This is a genomic window from Acinetobacter sp. NBRC 100985, assembly GCF_000241225.1.
Classification (GTDB): Bacteria; Pseudomonadota; Gammaproteobacteria; order Pseudomonadales; family Moraxellaceae; genus Acinetobacter; species Acinetobacter venetianus.
In genome coordinates, this window is sequence record NZ_BAEB01000065.1 from 1 (window position 1) to 22,956 (window position 22,956).

Below are 22,956 nucleotides of genomic sequence, written 5' to 3' on the forward strand. Positions count from 1 at the left end.
GCTGGGTAGTCCACACCATTTACATTCACGGTCACCGTTGCCGTTGAATCGTTCACTGTCCCCGTTAATGCTGGGGTGCTGTCATTGGTCAGTACGTCATCAATGGTAATAGCTGGGGCTAATCCATCTACTGTTACTGTTGCAGGGCCTGAAGTATTCCCTGCTGGGTCCGTCGCTGTTGCTGTAACGGTATCGCCATCATTTAACCCAGGATTATCTACTGTCCAGCTACCATCTGGTCCAGCAACAACTTGCACTGTACTCCCATCAGGGAAGGTCACAGTCACCGTTGAACCAGGTTCTGCTGTACCTGTAATTGGATCATTTTCATTAATCGGGTTAATTACTGGAGCATTCGGAGCATCGACATCAACAGAGTAGCTTTGCGTGTCAGTAACTGTACTGCTATTGCCAGCAGCGTCAGTAAACTTAACATTCGCTTCAATTATTTTATCGCTATCAGCTAATAATCCACTACCTGGAACCACAACGCTCCATGTGCCATTGGCAGCATTAACAGTTGCTAAATAACTCACACCATTCACAATTACAGTGACAACAGTAGTAGCAGCATCTGAAGGAATGTTCGTTAAAGTACCAGTAATGGTTACATCACCTGCTGATTCAGCAGCATTCAAAGTATTATCATCAGTAACAGAATCAACTGTAAAACCAACATTGTCTGTATTTGGTGGTGTCGTATCACCGTTATTATTATTGTTATTATCACTTCCGCCACCACTAGCAGCAGCAATAATACCGCCAGCAACCAAAGGAATAGCCCACAACCATGGGCTCATTGATGCATCATTGTATAAAAGTGGTTCTATGGATTGAATAGGTTGAAAAATTACATCTGATACTGGTGCTTCAACAACTTCAGGAAGAGCTGCTGGGGTTTCTTCTAAGTAAACAGCACCTTCATTGTCGGAATCCGCATCTGCATCTGCATCTGCGTCTGCATCAGCATCACTTTCACCCTCTTTGAATTTAGCCCAAACTAACTGACCGTTTTCATCTTGGATAACAAGACTATTATCAATATTACTATTTTCACTAAAGAAATTTTGAACAACAATCGTTTCTCCGTTTTTTAAGAAAACAACAGCATTCAAACCGTCTTTTTTAATTACAACAATGTCCTTTAAAGGAACCTTAATTAATACTACCGCAGGCTCTGAAGGTAGCGTCGTAGTATTTTCCATTGTATTAGAAAGTGTTTTATGGCTTTCCTTAGAAATAATTTGAATTTCAGACATGGTCGCTATTCCTCTGATTATTTATTAATTCTTGTGTATGTATATTCGGTTAGTTTAGTAATCATTTCCTATACCTCTTAGAATCTAAATTAAAATCAATTTTTGTTAAACATATCACAAAAAAAATTTACAAAAATGACAACATCATCATAGAAAAATAGTCAATAAACCTTTATAGCTGACCAATTGGTAAATAAAACTATCTAAATATTTTATTTTTTTTAAACAATCTAAATATTAAAATATCTTAAAAAATAATTCACATTCAACTTATATATTAAAAAACAATATATTATAAATAAATATATCAAAAATAATTTACCGATTAATAAATAACTCAATTAAATTACTGTCTTTTTAAACTATTCAATTAATTGTATTTGTTATGTTTTTATCAAAAACAATCGTTTTTTACCATAAAAACCTCATCTCTAATTTCTGTAAAATCTAACCAAAATCTCATATATCCAATTAAATTTGGCTTAACTTACTACTTATAATTTTGTAATTTCATTAAAGTATAAACATTCCAAAATATCAATTTTACTTATCCATAAAGATTAAAATATCAGAAATACACATAACAGAATAGACTAAAGTTTTATCTTGAAGACTATTAAAACCATCAGTTATACTTATTTTTAATTAATTTAGATTAAGTAAAACCAATAATTAATTATACTAGAAATAAACAAGTTCAATTAAGGAACCAAAATAACTATTTTACTGTTTAGTAAGTTTTAAAACAGAAATAAATTTATTAAAAATTCCAATTAAGAACTCGTAAAATTTAATTAAAAGTTTTGTGGATTCTGAAGTCGCTCAACCTCTTTAACTTTTTCCGGATGGTAAATTTCTGTCAATTCATCATCAGACTTAATCGTTGTTATTCGTTCTGGATTATAGATTTTAATAGACTCTTTTCCACTTTCATCTTCACTAACAATATATTTAAAGCCACGTCTGTTCATTTTATTACACAAGCGCTGATAGAAGCCTTTTACCCCTTCTGTTTCTTCGTTGGGATTAAAATAAAATGCATTCATTACTGCAGGTAAGCCAAGCCCACAGACCACACCAGACAGTAATACGCTGATAAATGTATATCCAATTAAAATACTGCTATATGGACTGAGTGCAGGTACATTCGCAACAGCGAGAATCAAAGCAAGCGAAATTCCTCCACGCACACCACCCCATGAAAGAATCGTTAAACTGCCGTTATAGCTTTTATTTCTGAATGACGGAAACAGTGCAAATGCTGCAAAATTTGCAGCAAAGCGTGACAAGTGCAAAATAAGAAAGGCAATAATTCCACCAATAATTAAATTGGCACTTAGATCAAGGATAAAGAGCTCTAAACCTATTAAGGTGAATAAAAAAGAATTTATGATCCCTTCTACAGCATGCCAAAAATGATTGACCTCTCTAATCTCGCGTTGTTCTCTAAACTCTTGCCATTTATTTCCAACAATCAATCCGCCAATCACACAAGCAATTGGTGCAGATGCATGTGCAAATAATGCGACCAAGTAAGATCCACTCGCTAGTAATGCAGTCGTTAGAATCAAAGACTCCATTTCGTGCTTTCCGCGTAAGAGACGCAAAATACCGAAACCAAACGCAAAGCCAATTATGACAGCGACAAAAATCTCGTATAGCAAAGTTTCAATCGTTGCCAATAGAGAGAAATGCTCACCTTGTAAAACTTTCAGTAAAGTCATGAATAAAGCAATACACATTGCATCATTAAATAATGATTCACCTTCAAGCTTAACAATTAGATGATGTGGCGCTCGAATAGAACTCAAAACTCCTTTGATTCCAATCGGATCAGTTGCACCTAAAGCAGCTCCGAGTAATAAAAGCACTGACATTGGCACTGAATAACCTACTGCCCATTGGAACAAATAAAGTAGACCAGCATAAATAACTGCACACAAAACTAGTGCAATAGTCGCCAAGATGCTGATTGGTTTCCAATAGTTTTTAAGATCAGAAATTTTAAACTTCAATGCAGAAGAAGTAAGAATGAAACAGATAACGCCATTGATGAGGAAGTCATAGAAATCAATTTCACGTACAGCCGATTCAATATTGTGAATATTAATCGTAATAAATTGATTACCATTTAGTAGACTTGCACCCCATTGTAAAATGAAGACAAAAATTGCTGAGACAATGGGTACACCAATTGCTTGAGGAAATCCAAGTACGCGCTTATTGAAGATGGTAGTGGCAATTGAAAGCGTAAAAACAGCAGTCAAAGCTTGTAAAAGAAAAAAATTACCCATACTACCCCTTGTTATTACTTATCACGCACAACAATTTTTCCAAATCAAACTGTTTGGATTTCGCGGTGGAATTCGTAACTCATCAATTTATTTACCGTCAATTACTGAAATAGAATTTTTATCTAAGACATCTTAGTTCTTATTGAAATAACAAATATGAGTCTATAGATAGACACATCATCTAAGTTCAGTATTTATGACAATTATTTTACTGAACTTTTATTTTTTATTCGTATAACTTCGGTATGGAAATCAAAAGCAGAACACCTTTGGCTCTGCTTATTTGAATGTATTACACTGATTAATATCACCCGATTTAAGTCCTAGCTCAAACCAATGCATACGTTGTTCACTTGTACCATGAGTAAAACTATCTGGTACGACTTGCCCAGTAGCGCGACGCTGTAAATAATCATCACCAATTTTTTCAGCTGCATCCATGGCTTCCTCAATATCACCTTGCTCCAAGAATTGAGTCCGTTGCTGATTTTGATGTGCCCAAATTCCAGCAAAACAATCAGCTTGCAACTCTAAGCGAACTGAGAGTTGATTGCCCTCGGATTGACTTGCTTGAGAACGAGCTTGTTGTACTTGCCCTGAAATACCCAACAAATTTTGAATATGATGACCTACTTCATGTGCAATCACATAAGCTTGGGCAAAATCCCCAGCCTGATCTTGTCTGGAAAGTTCAGTTTGATTCTGCTCTCCAGAAATTCCCATCTGCTGACGCATATCTTTAAAAAATGAAGTATCGATATAAACTTTTTGATCTGCTGGACAATAAAATGGCCCCATTGCTGCTTGAGCAGTACCGCAACCTGAACGAACAACGCCACTAAATAAAACCAGTTTTGGTGGTTTATAAGTCATACCAAGCTGTTGAAATACAGGCGTCCAAGTATCCTCTGTATCCGCAAGCACAGTACCGACAAAGTCTCGTGCTTCTCTCTGATCGTCAGTCATATTTTGCGGCTCACTTCCCTGTTGAGCTGATTGTGCATTTGTAACTGCTTGTGTGGCTTGATAAGCCTGTTGAGGATCAACTCCGAAGAATTTCCATGCAACAAATGCCACAACTAAACCAATAATACTAATACCACCCGCTTTTGCTCCGCCACCACCACGACGATCTTCGACATTGGTGCTCACTCTACGACCTTTCCAACGCATATCTATTCTCCAATTTATGATGATGACGGTTTATTTTATGCTTTAGCTTTTGGCCATGCTTTTTTTATTAAACTAACAATAAGCAGCACAATGATACCTGCCGCAAAACCAACACCTAAGTTGATTAATGTCGGGGTTAATGCGCCAATAATCGAACCAAAACTTGGTATCAGTTCTAAATGATCGACAGTTTCTTCAGTGAAATGATGTAACAGTGGAATGGTATGACTAATAATACCTCCCCCCACTAAAAACATCGCAACCGTACCAACAATAGATAATGTTTTCATTAAAACTGGTGCAAAAGCCAGTAAACCACGCCCAATTTTATTTTTAAATTCAGATGCTTGTTGTGTTAAATATAAACCTAAATCATCAATCTTAACGATCATTGCAACAAAGCCATAAACACCAATGGTCATGACGATTGCAATAATACTCAATACTGTCACTTTAGTCATAAACGCTGCTGATGCAACTGTACCTAACGAAATCACCACAATTTCAGCAGATAAAATAAAGTCTGTACGAATCGCACCTTTTACTTTTTCTTTTTCAAATTTTGCTAGGTCAACTTCGACTTCCTGTAGCTCTTCACTCGCTTCTTCTGGTGTTTTGGCTTTTTTATGGTAGAGAGAATGTATAACCTTTTCTACGCCCTCATAACATAGAAACAGACCACCAAGCATTAATAATGGATTAATCAACCAAGATGCGACAACACTAATTAAAAGTGCTAATGGGACAAGAATAAGCTTATTAACAAATGAGCCTTTTGCGACACTCCACACCACAGGAAGTTCGCGATCAGCACGAACACCACTGACTTGTTGGGCGTTGAGAGCTAAATCATCACCTAATACACCAGCCGTTTTCTTTGCTGCCATTTTACTCATGACTGCAACATCATCTAAAACTGTTGCAATATCATCTAGTAACAGTAATAAACCACTCGCCATTTTTATTTCCTAGTTTATATTTATCAGGCTATTGTAGAATTACTCAATAATTTCACAACATTATTTTAATAAAAGTTGAAGCAATCGCTGACGAAAAAAATTTATTTCCCGTACAATAATGCCAATCTATATATTTATGAAATAACTGAATCTTGGAACATATCATGAGTAATGCTGATCAACGTCCAATCATTTTGACAGGCGACCGCCCTACTGGACAACTTCACCTTGGCCACTTTGTTGGTTCATTACGTTCTCGTGTAGGTTTACAAGACAGTCATCATCAACATCTTTTATTAGCAGATGCCCAAGCACTGACTGATAATGCTGACAATCCAGATAAAGTTCGTAATAACATTCTTCAAGTTGCTTTAGATTATTTAGCGGTTGGTATTGATCCAACTAAAACAACAATTTGCGTTCAGTCATGCTTGCCTGCACTGAATGAGCTCACAATGCTTTATCTTAACTTTGTGACTGTTGCACGTTTAGAACGTAATCCAACCATTAAATCTGAAATTCAAATGCGTGGATTTGAGCGCGATATTCCAGCAGGTTTCTTATGCTATCCAGTCGCTCAAGCTGCTGACATTACTGCATTTAAAGCAACTGTTGTGCCTGTTGGTGAAGATCAAATTCCAATGATTGAACAAACCAATGAAGTAGTCCGTCGCGTAAACCGCCAAATTGGGCATGATCTTTTACCTGAATGTAAGGCTTTACTCTCAAATATGGGGCGTTTACCTGGTTTCGATGGTAAAGCAAAAATGTCTAAATCTTTAGGCAATACAATTGTGTTAAATGCTTCTGATAAAGATATCAAGAAAGCAGTCAATGCTATGTACACCGATCCAAACCATTTACGTATTGAAGATCCAGGTCAAGTTGAAGGCAATATCGTATTTACTTACCTTGATGCCTTTGATCCAAATAAAGAAGAAGTTGAAGAATTAAAAGCACATTATCGCCGCGGTGGTTTAGGTGATGGCACAGTGAAAAAGCGTCTTGAAGGTGTGTTAAAAGAATTAATTACACCTATTCGCGAACGTCGTGCTGAATTAGAAAAAGATCCTGATTACATTATGGATGTACTTAAACAAGGTACAGAAAAATGTCGTAATATCACGCAGCAAACTTTAGATGAAGTAAAAGATGGATTAGGCTTATTTAAATTCTAATTTACGTTACTTTTACCATAATAAAGCCCATTTATTGGGCTTTTTATTTAAACCATTGATTTAAGTTTAATTTTAGAACTTAATAAAAAACCTTACAACTAACAATTTTTGTCACTTATTAACATCTATTAACAGTAGTTAACATGAATACCTATGAACTTAGTCAGGTTTTTTTATAATATAGCGATGTAGGTTAGGTAACACTAATCTCATGACATTTCTCCTTTCAACCGAAACTGTTTTAAACAGATTCGTTGTTCAACGCAATGACAACCCCAATCATTGCGTTTTTTTTCGCCTAAAGAATATGTCTGTAATAGGTTGAATTTTACACTTGATACAATTACTCTTATAAGCAATTTATTTTTATAAATATTTTTAGAAAAATATAAGAGAACGACTCATGATTTGGGATTTATTAATACACCCGTCAAACATAGTTTTCAGCATTGCGTTATTGCTGTGCTTGTTTATTGGCATGCTTGAAGTGATCTTATTGTTATTTGGTGGAAGTAGCAGTTTTATAGATCAATTTTTACCTGATAGTCTAACTGATGTTGATCATGCAGATGTTTCGATTGATCAACCTGAGAACTTATTCACTCAACTATTAGAGTGGTTATATCTAGGAAAAGTCCCTCTTCTCATTTGGTTAATCATTTTTCTCACTGTCTATGCGCTAACAGGCTTAATTATTCAAGATATTTTCTTTAATGTTACTGAACACTATCTGTCTGCATGGATTATTGCGCCTGCATGCTTATTTCTATCAATGCCTATTGTACGTTTCAGTGCAGCGCTTATTTCTAAAATTATTCCTAAAGATGAAACGACAGCCATACATACTGATGATCTGATTGGTCGAACTGCTCACATCGTTTTAGGTGAAGCTCGACCAAACTCCCCTGCTCAAGCCAAAGTGAAAGATCAATTTGGTCAAATACACTATGTGTTAGTTGAACCAGAGCAGGATATTGTTTTCCAACAAGGACAAGATGTTATTTTGACACAAAGAACCAAAATTGGTTTTCAAGCTATTGCTAGTTAATTTTATATTTATTACACGAGGGTCTTTAAATGTTTAACTCAGCGCTCACTGAGATTTTAATAATCACAGGTGTTATTTTTGCTGCATTAATTTTTATTGGGGTCATTGTTGCCCGCTTATATACACGTTCTAGTAAAGAAGTTTCTTTTGTTCGTACTGGCTTTGGCGGTGAAAAAGTGATTCTGAATGGTGGTGCAATTGTACTGCCAGTTTTACATGAAATTATTCCTGTAAATATGAATACCTTACGCTTAGAAGTTAAACGTGCAGCAGATCAAGCACTTATTACCCGTGACCGTATGCGTGTCGATGTGATGGCTGAGTTCTATGTCCGTGTTAAGCCTACAGGTGAATCTATTGCGACTGCTGCTCAAACATTGGGCAGAAAAACGATGTCTCCTCAAGAACTAAAAGACTTAGTTGAAGGTAAATTTGTCGACTCACTTCGTGCTGTAGCGGCTGAGATGGCAATGGAAGAGTTACATGAGAAGCGCGTTGACTTCGTACAAAAAGTTCAACAAGTTGTCTCTGAAGATTTATCAAAGAATGGTTTAGAACTAGAAACAGTTTCTCTTACAGGTCTAGACCAAACAAGCTTTAAATTCTTCAATCCACAAAACGCTTTTGATGCTGAAGGTTTGACTAAACTCACAGAAACTATCGAAGACCGTCGTAAGAAGCGTAATGACATCGAACAAGATACTGATCTTGCGATTCGTGCGAAAGATTTAGAAGCAGAACGTAGAAGATTAGAAATTTCTCGTGAAGAAGAATACGCAAAATTGCAACAAGAACGTGAAATTTCGATTCGTAGAGCCGAGCAACTTGCTGAGATCGCATCTCAAGAGGCTGGAAAAAAACGTGAAGCAGAAGAAGCACGTATTGCCGCAGAACGTGAAGTCGATTTGAAAAGAATTGCTGCTGCACGTGATGTCGAGAATGAAAATATTCAAAAATCGCAGCTCATTGAAAAAGCACAAGTTGAACAGAAGAAAACAATTGAACTTGCTGAACAAGATCGTGCGATTGCAATTGCAGAAAAATCTCGTGCTGAATCAGAAGCCAAAGCACAAGCTGACAGAGCTCGTGCAGAAGCAGTAAAAGCTGAAGAAGAAGTTGTGACTGTACGTGAAACTCAACGTGCAGAACGTCAAAAAGCAGTTGAGTTGGTTGCTGCCAAACAAACAGCGGAAAAAGATGCGATTGCGATTACCGTTGCAGCTGATGCTGGTAAGAAAGCGGCTGCCGATGAGGCTGAAGCAATCCGTATTGCTGCTGAAGCTGAAGCAGAGAAAGTTCGCTTAAAAGCAAAAGGTGAAGCAGATGCGAAAGTATTGCTTGCACAAGCTTTAGAAAAACAATACCAAGTAGATGCTGAAGGTGCGCGTGCAGTCAATGAAGCAGCGAATACACTTTCTGCTGAACAGGTTGAAATGCAAGTTCGTTTAGCAATGCTGAAACACTTGCCTGAAATCATTCGTGAAAGCGTTAAACCAATGGAAAATATCGACGATATTAAAATTCTCCAAGTAAATGGTTTAAATGGTTTTGCAGGTGGAAGCAGTGCATCTGGAGAAGTTACAGAAAATGGTCAAGCATCTTTATCTGACCAAGTCGTGAATAGTGCCCTACGCTACCGCTCGCAAGCTCCACTTATTGATAGCTTGATGAATGAATTAGGTCTACAAGGTGGAGACATCAATGGTTTGACGCAAGGGTTAAAACCAAAGACTGAGTAAGCATTTTGATCTAATAAAAAGAGCCTTCATTATGAGGCTCTTTTTTATATAAAAATAAGGAATAAAAATGGGTACACATGTTTTTTGTGCAGGGACACTTGTTCATACAGAGCAAGGCTTAGTTCCAATTCAAGAGATTAAAGTTGGGGATATGGTGTTATCGAGTCCTAAAGATAGTCACAAAGATGTTCCTACAGAATACAAGCGAGTAACTAAAACATTTAAATCACCAGAAAAGCAAAGGATTATCGCTGTAGCTATTCCCTCATTAATCAGCGAGTATACTTTAGATAAAGATTATCTAGATGGTCATTGGGTGCAATCACAGCAAATAAAAGATCTTCCACGTTATGCAGAAAAATATATTTACTGTACAGCGAATCATCCATTTTGGACACAAGAAAAAGGATGGATATCTGCAATTGAATTAGCTGTATATAAACAAGGGAGTTTTAATGGAAACACATTGATTAATTATAAGAGGGATTTAATTTCTACTGATTTAGCTCATACATTTTCAACGCCATTACTAAGAACAACTATTCCAGAACTTGCAGTGAGAGTTGATTGGCAAAGTCAGATCCCATCACCAAACATTATTCATAACATCATCGATTTTAGTTCGGGTAAGCCGGTTCTTCTCACCAATATCCCTAAACTTCCAGCACATTTAGTTGAAGACCAACACACTGATTGGTCTCAAGATCATATCCATTTACCTGATAATGCGAACGATCCAATGGTTAAACAATTTAGCGCTGAACAACATTTTTATATCAATGGCGATGCATATGACTATGAACAGGGACGCTTTAAAGAAAATGAATATGGTGAGTATGTAGACCCTAATTATGATGCTAACTGGACAATTGATGAAAAAGAAGATGATGATCGTAAATATAGTGAAAACTCTTATTATATGACAATTGTTTATAATTTTGAGGTAGAAGAATATTCTACCTACTTTATTGGTGAACAAGGCCTGTGGGTACACCAATAGTATTCCCAATAAAAAAACCCCAATGTCTCCATTGGGGTTTTTTTAAAGATTAAAATCTAACGTATTACGCTAAACCTTTTTCTTTTAAAACTTGCAACATAGTAGAACCAAGCTCAGCTGGGCTACGCGTGTAAGCCATTCCTGCACGTTCAAATGCAGCGAATTTTTCTTCAGCAGTACCTTGACCACCAGAAATGATCGCACCAGCGTGACCCATACGCTTACCTTTAGGTGCAGTTACACCAGCAATGTAACCTACTACAGGTTTAGTCACGTTAGATTTGATGAATTCAGCAGCTTCTTCTTCCGCTGTACCACCGATCTCACCGATCATGATGATTGCATCAGTATCTGGATCGTCTTGGAACAATTGAAGCGCTTCGATCTGGTTCATACCTGGGATTGGGTCACCACCAATACCGATACAAGTAGACTGACCTAAACCAAGCTTAGTTGTTTGAGCAACAGCTTCATAAGTCAATGTACCTGAACGTGAGATGATACCAATACGACCTGGTTGGTGGATGTGACCAGGCATAATACCGATCTTACATTCACCTGGAGTGATCACGCCTGGGCAGTTAGGACCAACTAAACGAGTACCGTTACCGTTCGTTTCTAAGTAGCGTTTTGCTTTAAGCATGTCGATCGTTGGAACACCTTCAGTGATCACAACGATTAGACCAACACCTGAATCAACCGCTTCAACAATTGAGTCTAAAACGAATGGAGCTGGTACATAGATTACAGATGCATCAGCATTTGTTTCACGTACCGCTTCTTTCATTGTGTTGAATACTGGTAGGTCAAGGTGAGTTGTACCACCTTTACCTGGAGTAACACCACCAACAACTTTTGTACCGTAGTCTAAAGCTTGTGCAGAGTGGAAAGTACCGTTTTTACCAGTAAAACCTTGTACCAATACTTTAGTGTCTTTATTAATTAATACGCTCATAATTGATACTCCTTACGCTTTAACTGCAGCTACAACTTTTTCTGCGGCATCAGATAAACCGTTCGCAGAAATTAATTTCAAACCAGATTCATCAAGTAATTTAGCACCTAACTCAGCGTTGTTACCTTCTAAACGAACAACAACTGGAACAGTTACGTTTACTTCTTGAACCGCTGCAATAATTGCTTCAGCAATCATGTCACAACGTACGATACCACCGAAGATGTTGATTAAAACACCTTGTACAGACGTATCAGCAAGGATGATTTTGAACGCTTCGATTACGCGCTCTTTCGTTGCACCGCCACCAACGTCAAGGAAGTTTGCAGGCTGGCCACCATAAAGTTTGATGATGTCCATAGTTGCCATTGCAAGACCAGCACCGTTAACCATACAACCGATGTTACCTTCTAAAGCAACATAGTTAAGATCAAATTCAGATGCTTTCAATTCACGCTCATTCTCTTGAGATTTGTCACGTAAAGCAGCAACTTTAGGTAAACGGTAAAGCGCGTTAGAGTCGATACCTACTTTCGCATCTACACATAAAATATCACCATTTTCACGAACTGAAAGTGGGTTAATTTCAAATAATGCAAAGTCATTTTCTACAAATGCTTGGTAAGCAGCGCCCATAATTTTTACAAATTGGCTCACTTGCTTGTCTTTCAAACCTAAAGCAAACGCAACTTCACGTGCTTGGAATGGTTGTAAGCCAACTAAAGGATCAACTTCAACTTTGATAATTTTTTCTGGAGTTTCTTCCGCAACTTTCTCGATTTCTACACCACCTTCGGTAGAAGCCATGAAAGTAATACGACGGCTAGAACGGTCTACAACCGCGCCTAAGTAAAGCTCACGCTCAACCGGATAAACGTCTTCAGCCACGATGATGCTGTTAACTGGTTGACCATTTGCATCTGTTTGATACGTTACTAAACGAGTACCAATGATGTTGTTAGCGAATTCGATTACATCTTCTTTTGATTTTGCAACTTTAACACCGCCAGCCTTACCACGACCACCAGCATGAACTTGCGCTTTCATTACTGCGAATTTACCACCAAGCTGTTCAAATGCAGCAACGGCTTCGTCTGCATTTGTTGCCAAGATACCTTCTTGTACTGGCATGCCATATTCTTTCAATAATGCTTTAGCTTGATACTCATGTAAGTTCATTTAGTTACCTACTATGTTGTTTGTAGTGATACAGCCTAGATTTTCTTAAAACCAGACTGCTACATATTGAATAAATGATTGCCTAAATAAGACAATCATCTTCATTCAAAAAAGTGTGGCGAACCACACTTTATGTTTTATTTACGCTTACGTTGAATCGCGTGGATTGCACGACCATCTACAGAAAGCGCTGCTTCATGTACAACTTCTGAGAATGTTGGATGACCAAAAGTCATCAACTGTAAGTCTTCAACAGAAGAAACAAACTCAAGCGCGATCATACCTTGGTGTACGATATCAGATGCATTAGGACCCACAACGTGCATACCTAAAAGACGATCTGTTTTCGCATCAGCAACGAATTTAACAAAACCAGCAGTATCACCCGCAGCTAATGCACGACCATTCACCGCAAATGGGAATTGACCAGCTTTAACTTCGTGACCTTTTTCAGCTGCTTGTTCTTCAGTTAAACCAACCCAAGCTGCCTCTGGATGTGTATAGATAACGCTGATGATTGTGTCGTAGTTTACTTGAGCAGCATGACCGTGAATACGTTCAACTGCCATTACGCCCTCTTCCATTGCTTTGTGTGCAAGCATTGGACCGCGTACCAAGTCACCAATCGCATAAACACCTTCTACAGATGTTTGGCACTGATCATTTACATCAACCAAACCACGTTCAGTTAATTTAATGCCAGAGTCTTCTGCCAATAAACCTTCTGCATACGCTTTACGGCCTACACAAACGATTAGCTTGTCAAAAACTTGTTCTTTGTCTTCGCCAGCTTGGTTATATTTAACTGTTACTTCGCGACCATTGGTTTCAGCACCAGAAACTTTTGCACCGATACGAATATCTAAACCTTGTTTTTTCAAGATTTTTTGATATTCCTTTGCCAATGCTTTGTCTGCCATTGGTAAGAATGCATCTAATGCTTCAAACACAACAACTTCTGAACCAAGACGACGCCATACTGAACCAAGCTCTAGACCGATAACTCCCGCACCAATCACACCAAGACGCTTAGGAACTTCTGGGAATTTTAATGCGCCAGTAGAGTCAACGATTAAGTCTTCATCAACAGGTGCTACTGGAATGTTTACAGGCACAGAACCCGTTGCAAGGATTACGTACTTCGGTTCTAAAACCTGTACATCACCTTCAAACGGTGTGAATTCTACTTTTTTACCTGCAAGTAATTTACCAGTACCTTGTAACCACTCGATACCATTACCTTTCAGTAATTGAGCAACGCCACCAGTCAACTGATCTACAACTTTGTCTTTACGTGCCAACAAAGTGTCTAAATCAAATTTAACTTCACCAGTCGTAATACCGTGTTCAGCAAGTTCATGAACAGTAGCTTCATAACGGTGAGAAGAGTCAAGCAATGCTTTAGAAGGGATACAACCAACGTTTAAACACGTACCACCTAGAGATGGTTTACCGTTGTGAATACGTTTTTCGATACAAGCAACTTTGAAACCAAGTTGTGCAGCACGGATTGCTGCTTCATAACCACCAGGTCCGCCGCCAATAACAACAAGATCAAATTGTTGAGACATTTTTATCTCCAAACTCCCATATAAAGGAACTACTTTATACGGGAGCTAATATTTGTAGTATTAAAGATCAAGAATGAGTTTAGCTGGTTCTTCTAACAATTCTTTAATTGTTACTAAGAAACCTACAGCTTCTTTACCATCAATTAAACGGTGGTCATAAGAAAGCGCTAAGTACATCATTGGCAAGATTTCAACTTGACCATTTACTGCCATAGGGCGCTCTTGGATTTTATGCATACCCAAGATTGCTGTTTGTGGTTGGTTCAAAATAGGCGTAGAAAGCAATGAACCAAAAGTACCACCGTTCGTGATTGTGAACGTGCCGCCAGTCATATCTTCGATACCCAATTTACCGTCACGTGCTTTGAAAGCATAGTCACGGATACCGTTTTCAACTTCTGCATAGTTCATACGGTCAGTATCACGAAGTACAGGAACAACTAGACCACGGTCAGATGAAACTGCTACACCGATGTCATAGAAACCGTGGTAAACAATATCGTCACCATCGATAGATGCATTTACAGCTGGATAGCGTTTTAACGCTTCAGTTGCAGCTTTAACAAAGAAAGACATAAAGCCTAAACGAGCACCATGACGTTTTTCGAAAGCATCTTTATATTGCTTACGCATTTCCATGATTGGCTTCATGTTAACTTCGTTGAACGTTGTTAACATTGCAGTTTGTTGTGTAGCCGCCAATAAACGCTCAGCAACACGCTTACGCAAACGTGTCATTGGAACACGTTTCTCAATACGCTCACCAACAGCAACGCTTAATGGTTGAACTGAAGTAGCTGGTTTATGGTTTGCAACATCTTCTTTAGTGATGCGACCACCGCGACCTGTACCCTGTACATCAGCAGCATTGATACCAGTTTCAGATAATGCTTTACGAACTGCAGGCGCTTGGTTTTGATCAACAGGTTGAGTTGATGCAGCAGCCGCCGGTGCAGATGCAGCAGGAGCAGCTTCCGCTGGTGCAGCAGCTTCAGGAGCAGCCGCAGAAACAGCACCAGCTTCGAATTGTGCAATTACTTCGTCAGAAAGAACGGTATCGCCTTCATCTTTGATGATTGCTACTAAGCTACCATCAGCTGGAGCAACCACTTCTAAAACAACTTTATCGGTTTCAATGTCACAGATCACTTCATCACGTGATACAGGTTCACCTACTTTCTTGTGCCAAGTAGCGATCGTGCCGTCAGCAACTGACTCTGGAAATACCGGTGCTTTAATTTCGGTTGCCATTATTTAGAATCTCCTGATTGTTCAACTTCAATCGCGAGTGCGTCATTGATAAGCTGAGCTTGTTGTTTTGCATGCAAGTACGGTGAGCCACAAGCAGGTGCGGCAGATGCTTCACGACCAGCATAGCTAATACTAATTTGTTTACCAGATTTAAGAACATCTTCGTACAAGCGAGGAACGATGAATAACCAAGCGCCTTGGTTCTTCGGCTCTTCTTGTGCCCAAACAAGTTCTTTAATGTTCGGATACTCAGCCATAACTTCAGCTAAGCGTTGTTGTGGGTACGGATATAATTGCTCTACACGAACGATCGCAGTATTGCTTAAACCAAGCTCACGACGTTTTTCGAGTAAATCGTAATAAACCTTACCACCACAAAGCACTAAGCGAGTTACGTCAGCTTTGTTGATTGGATCAATTTCATCGATCACAGTTTGGAATGTACCGTTTGCTAACTCATCCAGAGTAGAAGTCGCAAGTTTATGACGTAACAATGATTTTGGTGACATTACGATCATTGGCTTACGAATTGGACGAACTGCTTGACGACGTAACGCGTGGAAGATTTGCGCTGGAGTCGTTGGAGTCATCACCTGCATATTGTCTTCAGCACATAGCTGTAAGAAACGTTCTAAACGTGCAGATGAATGCTCTGGACCTTGACCTTCATAACCATGTGGTAACAACATTGTTAAACCACAAACACGCTCCCACTTGGTTTCACCCGAAGCGATAAACTGGTCAATTACAACTTGCGCACAGTTCGCGAAGTCACCAAATTGAGCTTCCCAAACAATCAAACTCTTCGGCAATGTTGTTGAGTAGCCATATTCAAATGCAAGAACAGCTTCTTCAGACAACAAAGAGTCATAAACAGCAATACGTGGTTGGTTTTCTTTAATATGGCAAAGCGGAATATAAACAGAACCATCGACTTGGTTGTGTAATTTCGCATGGCGATGAGAGAATGTACCACGACCAACGTCTTCACCTGTAATACGAACAAGGAAACCATCATCTAACAAAGTTGCATACGCTAAAGTTTCAGCTGCACCCCAGTTCAATGGCATTTCACCAGTTTGCATTTTGATACGATCATCAATCACTTTTTGTACTTGACGTTGTAATACAAAACCTTCTGGTAATGTATTCATCGTATTACCAAGTTCTTTTAAGCGATCAAGCTTGAATGTTGTATCCCAAACGTCAGTATACTCATGACCTAAGTACGGAGACCAATCAACAAACATTTTCTTGTTTGGTTCGCGAACTAATGCATTTGCAACATGATTACCCGCTTCTAAGTCAGAGCGATAACCTTCAATCATTGCATCAGCACTTGCACGATCAAGTACTTTTTCTTGTACCAATTGATCAGCATATAAAGTACGTGTAGTCGCTTTCTTGTTGATGACTTGATACATCAATGGTTGAGTCGCAGATGGTTCATCAGCTTCGTTGTGGCCACGACGACGATAACAGAACAAGTCTAAGATGACATCTTTACGGAACTCATGACGGAAGTCATGTGCAATTTGAGTCGCAAAAATTACAGCTTCAGGATCATCACCATTCACATGGAAGATCGGAGCCTGAATCATTTTCGCTACATCAGTACAATACTCTGTAGAACGTGTATCGCGTGGATCAGACGTTGTGAAACCAACTTGGTTGTTAATCACAATATGAACCGTACCGCCCACCGTATAACCACGTGTTTGCGACATTTGGAACGTTTCTTGGTTTACGCCTTGACCAGCAAAAGCAGCATCACCATGAACAATTACAGGAAGAACGTCGTCACCACCAATGTCTTTACGACGAACTTGACGTGCACGAACAGAACCTTCTACAACTGGACCAACAATTTCTAAATGAGATGGGTTAAACGCCAATGCTAAGTGAACTTCGCCACCTGGAGTCATTACGTTTGAAGAGAAACCTTGGTGGTACTTAACGTCACCAGAACCTTTCTTATGTAGGCTCTTCCCTTCGAACTCACCGAAAAGGTCAGCTGGGTTTTTACCCATGATATTCACAAGAAGGTTGAGACGACCACGGTGTGGCATACCAATCACAACTTCTTTACAACCAACAGCACCAGCACGTTGAATGATTTCATTCATCATTGGAATGAAAGATTCTCCACCTTCCACACCAAAACGTTTCGCACCAACGAATTTGTTACCAAGATATTTTTCTAGGCCTTCCGCAGCTGTTAAACGCTCTAAGAAACCTTTTTTCTGATCATTGGTATAGCCAAATTTACCGCGAACACCTTCTAAACGTTGTTGAATCCAACGCTTTTCTTTAGTGTCAACGATGTGCATATATTCTGCACCGATAGAACCGCAGTAAGTTGCCTCCATTGCCTCAACCATTTCAGACAATGTTGCTTCTGCTTTACCAATTGCAAGGTTACCTGTATTGAATACGGTATCCAAATCAGATTTAGTCAAGTTATGAGCAGACAAATCTAAATCAGGAACATCTTCACGTTTAGCGAGACCTAATGGATCTAATTTAGCTTTTTGATGACCACGATTACGATAAGCGGCGATTAATTGTAATACACCAATTTGGCGACGCTCATGTTCTGTACTAACAGTGCTTTGTACAACAGGTTGAACTCTGTTTGCATTACGACCCAATAAGAGGAATTGCTCACGCACACTACCGTGTGGTTGGTCACCCTTAGGGTATTTATCGAAATATTCTCGCCAATCCTCTGACACTAAGGTTGGTGATGCTAGGTACTGTTCGTAAAGCTCTTCAATATACGCTGCACTATCAGCGGAAAGTTCAGTGTCAAGACGCAATGCGTCAGCAACTTCTTGCATTTTTGGACCCATTTCCTATTGCAAAAAATAATACAGGTTGCCTTTTAAGCAGACCCATGATTCATAGTGCCAAATTGGTAACAAGACACTACTACCCAAGGTTATCCAACCCTAGGACATTATCACTACACATCAGGAGTATTCCCTTTGATGTAACAAATGAGCTATACACCCAGCAATTTAAGGCACATAACTCATCTTTTATACTCGACGACATCGAGCAATTTTTTGCAAATCATTTTAGAAAAATTAAATAAATTTTTAACTTTTCTAAATTGACTTTTACTGAATAATCTGCATAAATCAGTCACAGATATTCCCAATCTAAACGCAAGAATATACTGATTTTTTGCTTTCAGTTACTGGCACAAATGCTAACATGTAATCAAGCTTGGATTGATTTTTTTGACACATACCATCCATAAATCAGCGAAATACACACATCAAATTATATTCTAATATAACGCCCTTTTTATAAAAGTTGCACTCTTATCGACCAAAGTTAAAGATTCTCTACAAATCTCGCACAAATGCTAAGCACACCGATCAAAAAACAAACTCCATAAATTTTTTAATCAGTTTTAACAATCAACAGCAATGATTAAACCCATAATAAATCACAGCCAAACATTTCCAAATTCCCAAATAAAAAACGGGAGTTTCTTACGAAACTCCCGTTTCCAGAAACAAGCTGAATTAACCAGCTTGATCCAACAACATGTTACGAATGTGACCAATTGCCTTCGTTGGGTTCAACCCTTTTGGACATACTGATACACAGTTCATGATGCCTTTACAACGGAATAGAGAGAATGGATCATCTAAACGAGCCAAACGCTCTTGAGTCGCTGTATCACGAGAATCGATGATGAAACGATATGCATTCAACAATGCAGATGGACCTAAGAATTTATCAGGGTTCCACCAAAATGATGGGCATGAAGTTGAACAACATGCACAAAGAATACATTCATACAAACCATCTAAGTGTTCACGTTCTGCTTGAGACTGTAAACGCTCTTTCGCTGGTGCTGGTTGATTGTTAATCAAGAACGGCTGAATCTTGTCATATTGATCGTAGAACTGGTTCATGTCTACAACCAAATCCTTAACGACTGGTAAACCAGGTAAAGGACGGATCACAATCTTCTCTGGTAAATCGTTCAAGTTCCACAAGCACGCTAAACCATTTTTACCATTGATGTTCACACCATCCGAACCACAAATACCTTCACGGCAAGAGCGACGGAATGTTAATGATTCATCTTGCACTTTCAACGCAAGTAACGCGTCAAGCAACATACGATGCTTATCTGTTAACTCAAGTTTGAAAGTTTGCATATACGGCGCTTTATCCTTATCAGGATCGTAGCGGTAGATTTCGAATGTACGAGTGCCTCTACTCATCTTTGTTCTCCCGATTAGAATGTACGTGGTTTAGGTTCAATTGCTTCAACCGTTAATGGACTGAAACGTACCGGCTTATATTCAAGACGGTTGTCTGATGAATACCATAATGTATGTTTCATCCACTCATCATCACGGCGACCGTAAGAATAAGTTGGGTGATCAGGTGCTAACTCATAGTCAACAACTGTATGCGCACCACGACATTCTTTACGAGCAGCAGCCGAAATCAGAGTCGCCTTCGCAACTTCATATAAGTTTTCAACTTCTAATGCTTCAACACGCGCTGTATTAAATACTTTAGATTTGTCTTTCAAATGAATGTTACGAACACGCGATTCAATCGCAAGGATTTCTTTCACGCCTTTGTCAAGCAATGCTTGAGTACGGAATACACCAGCGTGATCCTGAACGATATCACGGATTGCATCAGCAACTTCTTGTGCGTTTTCACCCGTCGTTGAATCATCAAGCTTACGGATACGCGCTAAAGTATTAACCAAGACATCAGTTGGAAGCGGTGCATAATCATCGCCATGATGCTTAGTTACATAGTCGATAATGTGCTCACCAGCTGCTTTACCAAATACAACAAGGTCAAGTAATGAGTTAGTACCTAAACGGTTTGCACCATGTACAGATACGCAAGAACACTCACCAATCGCGTAGAAACCTTTTACAGGTTTCACATAATCACGCGTACCTTTATAAGAATACTCTTTAGTATCTTTATCATAGTGAGCAGAGAATTCACCCTCTTCAACACCATGTGGTACAACAACTTGACCATGAATATTCGTCGGAATACCACCCATTTGATAATGGATTGTTGGTACTACTGGAATTGGTTCTTTAGTACAGTCAACGTTTGCGAACTTCTTACCAATCTCAAATACAGATGGAAGACGTTTCATAATCGTCTCAGCACCTAAGTGAGTCATATCAAGCAAGATATAATCCGCTTTAGGACCACAGCCACGACCTTCTTTAATCTCTTGGTCCATTGAACGTGATACGAAGTCACGTGGTGCCAAGTCTTTTAAAGTTGGAGCATAACGTTCCATGAATGGTTCGCCGTCTTTGTTACGAAGGATACCACCTTCACCACGACAACCTTCAGTCAACAATACACCTGCGCCCGCAACACCCGTTGGGTGGAACTGCCAGAACTCCATATCTTGTAATGGAATACCAGCACGAGCAGCCATACCAAGACCGTCACCAGTGTTGATATAAGCGTTGGTTGATGCACGATAAACACGACCAGCACCACCAGTAGCAAACAATGTCGCTTTCGCTTGGAATACGGCAATGTTACCAGTCTCTTGGTCAATTGCAGTCACACCAAGAACATCACCCGCTTCGTTACGGATCAAGTCTAGTGCAATCCATTCAACGTAGAACTGAGTACCCATTTTTACGTTGCTTTGATACAACGTATGGAGCAATGCATGACCAGTACGGTCAGCAGCAGCACAAGCACGTGGAACAGCTTTTTCACCGTAGTTTGCAGAGTGACCACCGAACGGACGCTGATAGATCGTACCATCTTCGTTACGGTCAAAAGGCATACCTAAGTGTTCAAGCTCGTAAACAACTTTTGGCGCTTCACGAGTCATGAACTCGATTGCATCCTGATCGCCTAACCAGTCAGAACCTTTAACGGTGTCATAGAAGTGATAGTGCCAGTTATCTTCTTGCATGTTTCCTAACGATGCACCAATACCACCTTGAGCAGCAACTGTATGCGAACGTGTTGGGAAAACTTTGGTCAATACCGCAACTTTTAAACCAGCTTGAGCAAGTTGGTAAGCAGCGCGCATACCAGAACCACCACCACCAACAATAACAGCGTCGAAAGTGAGGTTTTGAATATTTGAATAATCTTCTTTAGGGTTAATTGCGCCCATGATCTCTTCCTATCAATTTGCCCAGAAAATCTGGATACCCCAGATTGCGTACACGATCACTGAAATAATGACAGCAGAAGTAAGTACAAGGCGTAAACCTGAAGCTGAAGGACCCATTTGACGAGTCGTTACATAATCAGTAAAGACTTGCCACATACCAATCCAAGCATGTGCAACGAGCGATAATACTGCTAATAAAGAAAAGATCTTCATTGGCAATGTCAGCATAAAGCCTGCCCATTGTTCGTAACCAAATCCACTGTTACAAAGGATCCAACCGAACATAACAACAGTGTATGCAGCTAACACTACAGCACTGACACGCTGGATATACCAATCGCGAGAACCTGAACCTGTTAAACCTGTAGCACTTTTCATCAGAACATAATCCATACGAATGCTGCGACAATACCAACCGCAGACAAGATCAATGAAATTGTAGCTGCGATACGACCGCTTTGTAATTCTTCAGCAAAACCGATGTCAGCAAGCAAGTGCTTGATCCCTGCGATAAAGTGGAAAATTAAACCTGCTACAAATACCCATACGATGAAACGTACAAGGATATTTCCGAAAACGACATTTTTAACGTAGTCAAATCCTTCTGGTGAAGATAAAGATTTATCCAAAATCCATAAAAGAACTGCGACTAATAAGAAAACGATTACACCTGATAGACGGTGTAGAATTGATGCAATAGCCACGGGTGAGCGTAAATTTACCGCTAACACCTGACCCATGGACAAATTGACAGGTCTGTTGCTTTTCACAGCGGGCATCCTGTAGGTAGAAACTCCAACTGGAGTTTGTTTGAATTAATTCAAAGGAAAGCTGGCATTGTTAGGCAAGCACAGCACATGCCTAACCTATATAACGACACCGAATTATAAAACGTGAAATATCAAAATACAAACAATCAGCTTTCGCTTTAGTCTAAAAAATCAATAAATAAGAATCATTCACAAAAACTTTCAAAATCAACATTATGAATTCAACCCACCCAAAAAAATATACCACTGTTTTTTATAGTAAAAATTATTTATCTATTTCCTCGATAAGCAATTAAGTAGCAAAAAAAATCTTTATAAAAAACCTAAAAAAGTCGACTGACATAACCATATAAAGGTTAAATTTGAATGTTTAATGACATAGCTAAAAAGAATACCCCACATTTATATATTAAATATAAATAC

At 39.0% G+C, this 22,956-nt stretch carries 17 protein-coding genes; 4 read left to right on the forward strand and 13 right to left on the reverse strand.

Annotated elements, in window-relative coordinates; translation table 11 throughout:
* The 4 genes from ACT4_RS16175 to ACT4_RS16190 form a co-directional block, all read right to left on the reverse strand.
* A partial coding sequence (locus ACT4_RS16175; RefSeq protein WP_007484110.1) for a BapA prefix-like domain-containing protein occupies nucleotides 1–1,259 on the reverse strand: 1,259 nt, incomplete at its 3' end.
* A gap of 794 nt (nucleotides 1,260–2,053) precedes the next feature.
* Nucleotides 2,054–3,553 carry a sodium:proton antiporter gene (locus ACT4_RS16180; protein ID WP_004876920.1) on the reverse strand — a complete coding sequence of 500 codons (1,500 nt, stop codon included), beginning with the start codon at nucleotides 3,551–3,553 and terminating at the stop codon, nucleotides 2,054–2,056.
* 279 nt (nucleotides 3,554–3,832) lie between these two features.
* Nucleotides 3,833–4,726, reverse strand: coding sequence for a neutral zinc metallopeptidase (locus tag ACT4_RS16185; RefSeq protein ID WP_007484112.1), 894 nt, complete (start codon nucleotides 4,724–4,726; stop codon nucleotides 3,833–3,835).
* A 35-nt stretch (nucleotides 4,727–4,761) separates the two neighbouring features.
* Nucleotides 4,762–5,685: a DUF808 domain-containing protein gene (locus tag ACT4_RS16190; protein WP_007484114.1), complete on the reverse strand. Its 924-nt coding sequence runs from the start codon at nucleotides 5,683–5,685 to the stop codon at nucleotides 4,762–4,764.
* Between the two features lie 164 nt (nucleotides 5,686–5,849).
* Here ACT4_RS16190 and trpS point away from each other — a divergent pair, with 164 nt between their 5' ends.
* From trpS to ACT4_RS16210, 4 genes are all read left to right on the forward strand, one after another.
* A complete protein-coding gene (gene trpS / locus ACT4_RS16195) occupies nucleotides 5,850–6,863 on the forward strand; it encodes a tryptophan--tRNA ligase (RefSeq protein ID WP_004876928.1) in 1,014 nt (337 codons plus the stop codon).
* A gap of 403 nt (nucleotides 6,864–7,266) precedes the next feature.
* On the forward strand, nucleotides 7,267–7,911 hold the full coding sequence (locus ACT4_RS16200; RefSeq protein ID WP_034605449.1) for a YqiJ family protein: 645 nt from the start codon (nucleotides 7,267–7,269) through the stop codon (nucleotides 7,909–7,911).
* Between the two features lie 29 nt (nucleotides 7,912–7,940).
* Nucleotides 7,941–9,650, forward strand: coding sequence for a flotillin family protein (locus ACT4_RS16205; RefSeq protein WP_007484118.1), 1,710 nt, complete (start codon nucleotides 7,941–7,943; stop codon nucleotides 9,648–9,650).
* A 67-nt stretch (nucleotides 9,651–9,717) separates the two neighbouring features.
* Nucleotides 9,718–10,650 (forward strand): hypothetical protein, encoded by a 933-nt coding sequence (locus ACT4_RS16210; RefSeq protein ID WP_007484120.1) that lies wholly within the window; start codon nucleotides 9,718–9,720, stop codon nucleotides 10,648–10,650.
* Between the two features lie 64 nt (nucleotides 10,651–10,714).
* Here the strand turns inward: ACT4_RS16210 and sucD are convergent, their stop codons facing one another.
* The 9 genes from sucD to sdhC form a co-directional block, all read right to left on the reverse strand.
* Complete coding sequence (gene sucD / locus ACT4_RS16215; protein WP_003655479.1) at nucleotides 10,715–11,605, reverse strand: succinate--CoA ligase subunit alpha; 891 nt, start codon at nucleotides 11,603–11,605, stop codon at nucleotides 10,715–10,717.
* 12 nt (nucleotides 11,606–11,617) lie between these two features.
* On the reverse strand, nucleotides 11,618–12,784 hold the full coding sequence (sucC, locus tag ACT4_RS16220; protein WP_004640348.1) for an ADP-forming succinate--CoA ligase subunit beta: 1,167 nt from the start codon (nucleotides 12,782–12,784) through the stop codon (nucleotides 11,618–11,620).
* Nucleotides 12,785–12,921: 137 nt separating this feature from the next.
* The gene (lpdA, locus tag ACT4_RS16225; RefSeq protein ID WP_004652192.1) at nucleotides 12,922–14,355 is read right to left on the reverse strand and encodes a dihydrolipoyl dehydrogenase; all 1,434 of its coding nucleotides are present in this window, start codon (nucleotides 14,353–14,355) and stop codon (nucleotides 12,922–12,924) included.
* 60 nt (nucleotides 14,356–14,415) lie between these two features.
* Complete coding sequence (odhB, locus tag ACT4_RS16230) at nucleotides 14,416–15,606, reverse strand: 2-oxoglutarate dehydrogenase complex dihydrolipoyllysine-residue succinyltransferase (protein WP_007484134.1); 1,191 nt, start codon at nucleotides 15,604–15,606, stop codon at nucleotides 14,416–14,418.
* Nucleotides 15,606–18,446 (reverse strand): 2-oxoglutarate dehydrogenase E1 component, encoded by a 2,841-nt coding sequence (locus tag ACT4_RS16235; protein ID WP_007484136.1) that lies wholly within the window; start codon nucleotides 18,444–18,446, stop codon nucleotides 15,606–15,608. The genes odhB and ACT4_RS16235 overlap by 1 nt, the downstream gene beginning before the upstream one ends.
* A 696-nt stretch (nucleotides 18,447–19,142) precedes the next feature.
* Nucleotides 19,143–19,853, reverse strand: a complete 711-nt coding sequence (locus ACT4_RS16240; RefSeq protein ID WP_004664446.1) for a succinate dehydrogenase iron-sulfur subunit — start codon at nucleotides 19,851–19,853, stop codon at nucleotides 19,143–19,145.
* A 14-nt stretch (nucleotides 19,854–19,867) separates the two neighbouring features.
* A complete protein-coding gene (sdhA, locus tag ACT4_RS16245; protein ID WP_004876946.1) occupies nucleotides 19,868–21,763 on the reverse strand; it encodes a succinate dehydrogenase flavoprotein subunit in 1,896 nt (631 codons plus the stop codon).
* Between the two features lie 12 nt (nucleotides 21,764–21,775).
* A complete protein-coding gene (gene sdhD / locus ACT4_RS16250) occupies nucleotides 21,776–22,141 on the reverse strand; it encodes a succinate dehydrogenase, hydrophobic membrane anchor protein (RefSeq protein ID WP_004876948.1) in 366 nt (121 codons plus the stop codon).
* The gene (gene sdhC, locus ACT4_RS16255) at nucleotides 22,141–22,542 is read right to left on the reverse strand and encodes a succinate dehydrogenase, cytochrome b556 subunit (protein ID WP_023014208.1); all 402 of its coding nucleotides are present in this window, start codon (nucleotides 22,540–22,542) and stop codon (nucleotides 22,141–22,143) included. The genes sdhD and sdhC overlap by 1 nt, the downstream gene beginning before the upstream one ends.
* Between the last annotated feature and the right edge of the window lie 414 nt (nucleotides 22,543–22,956).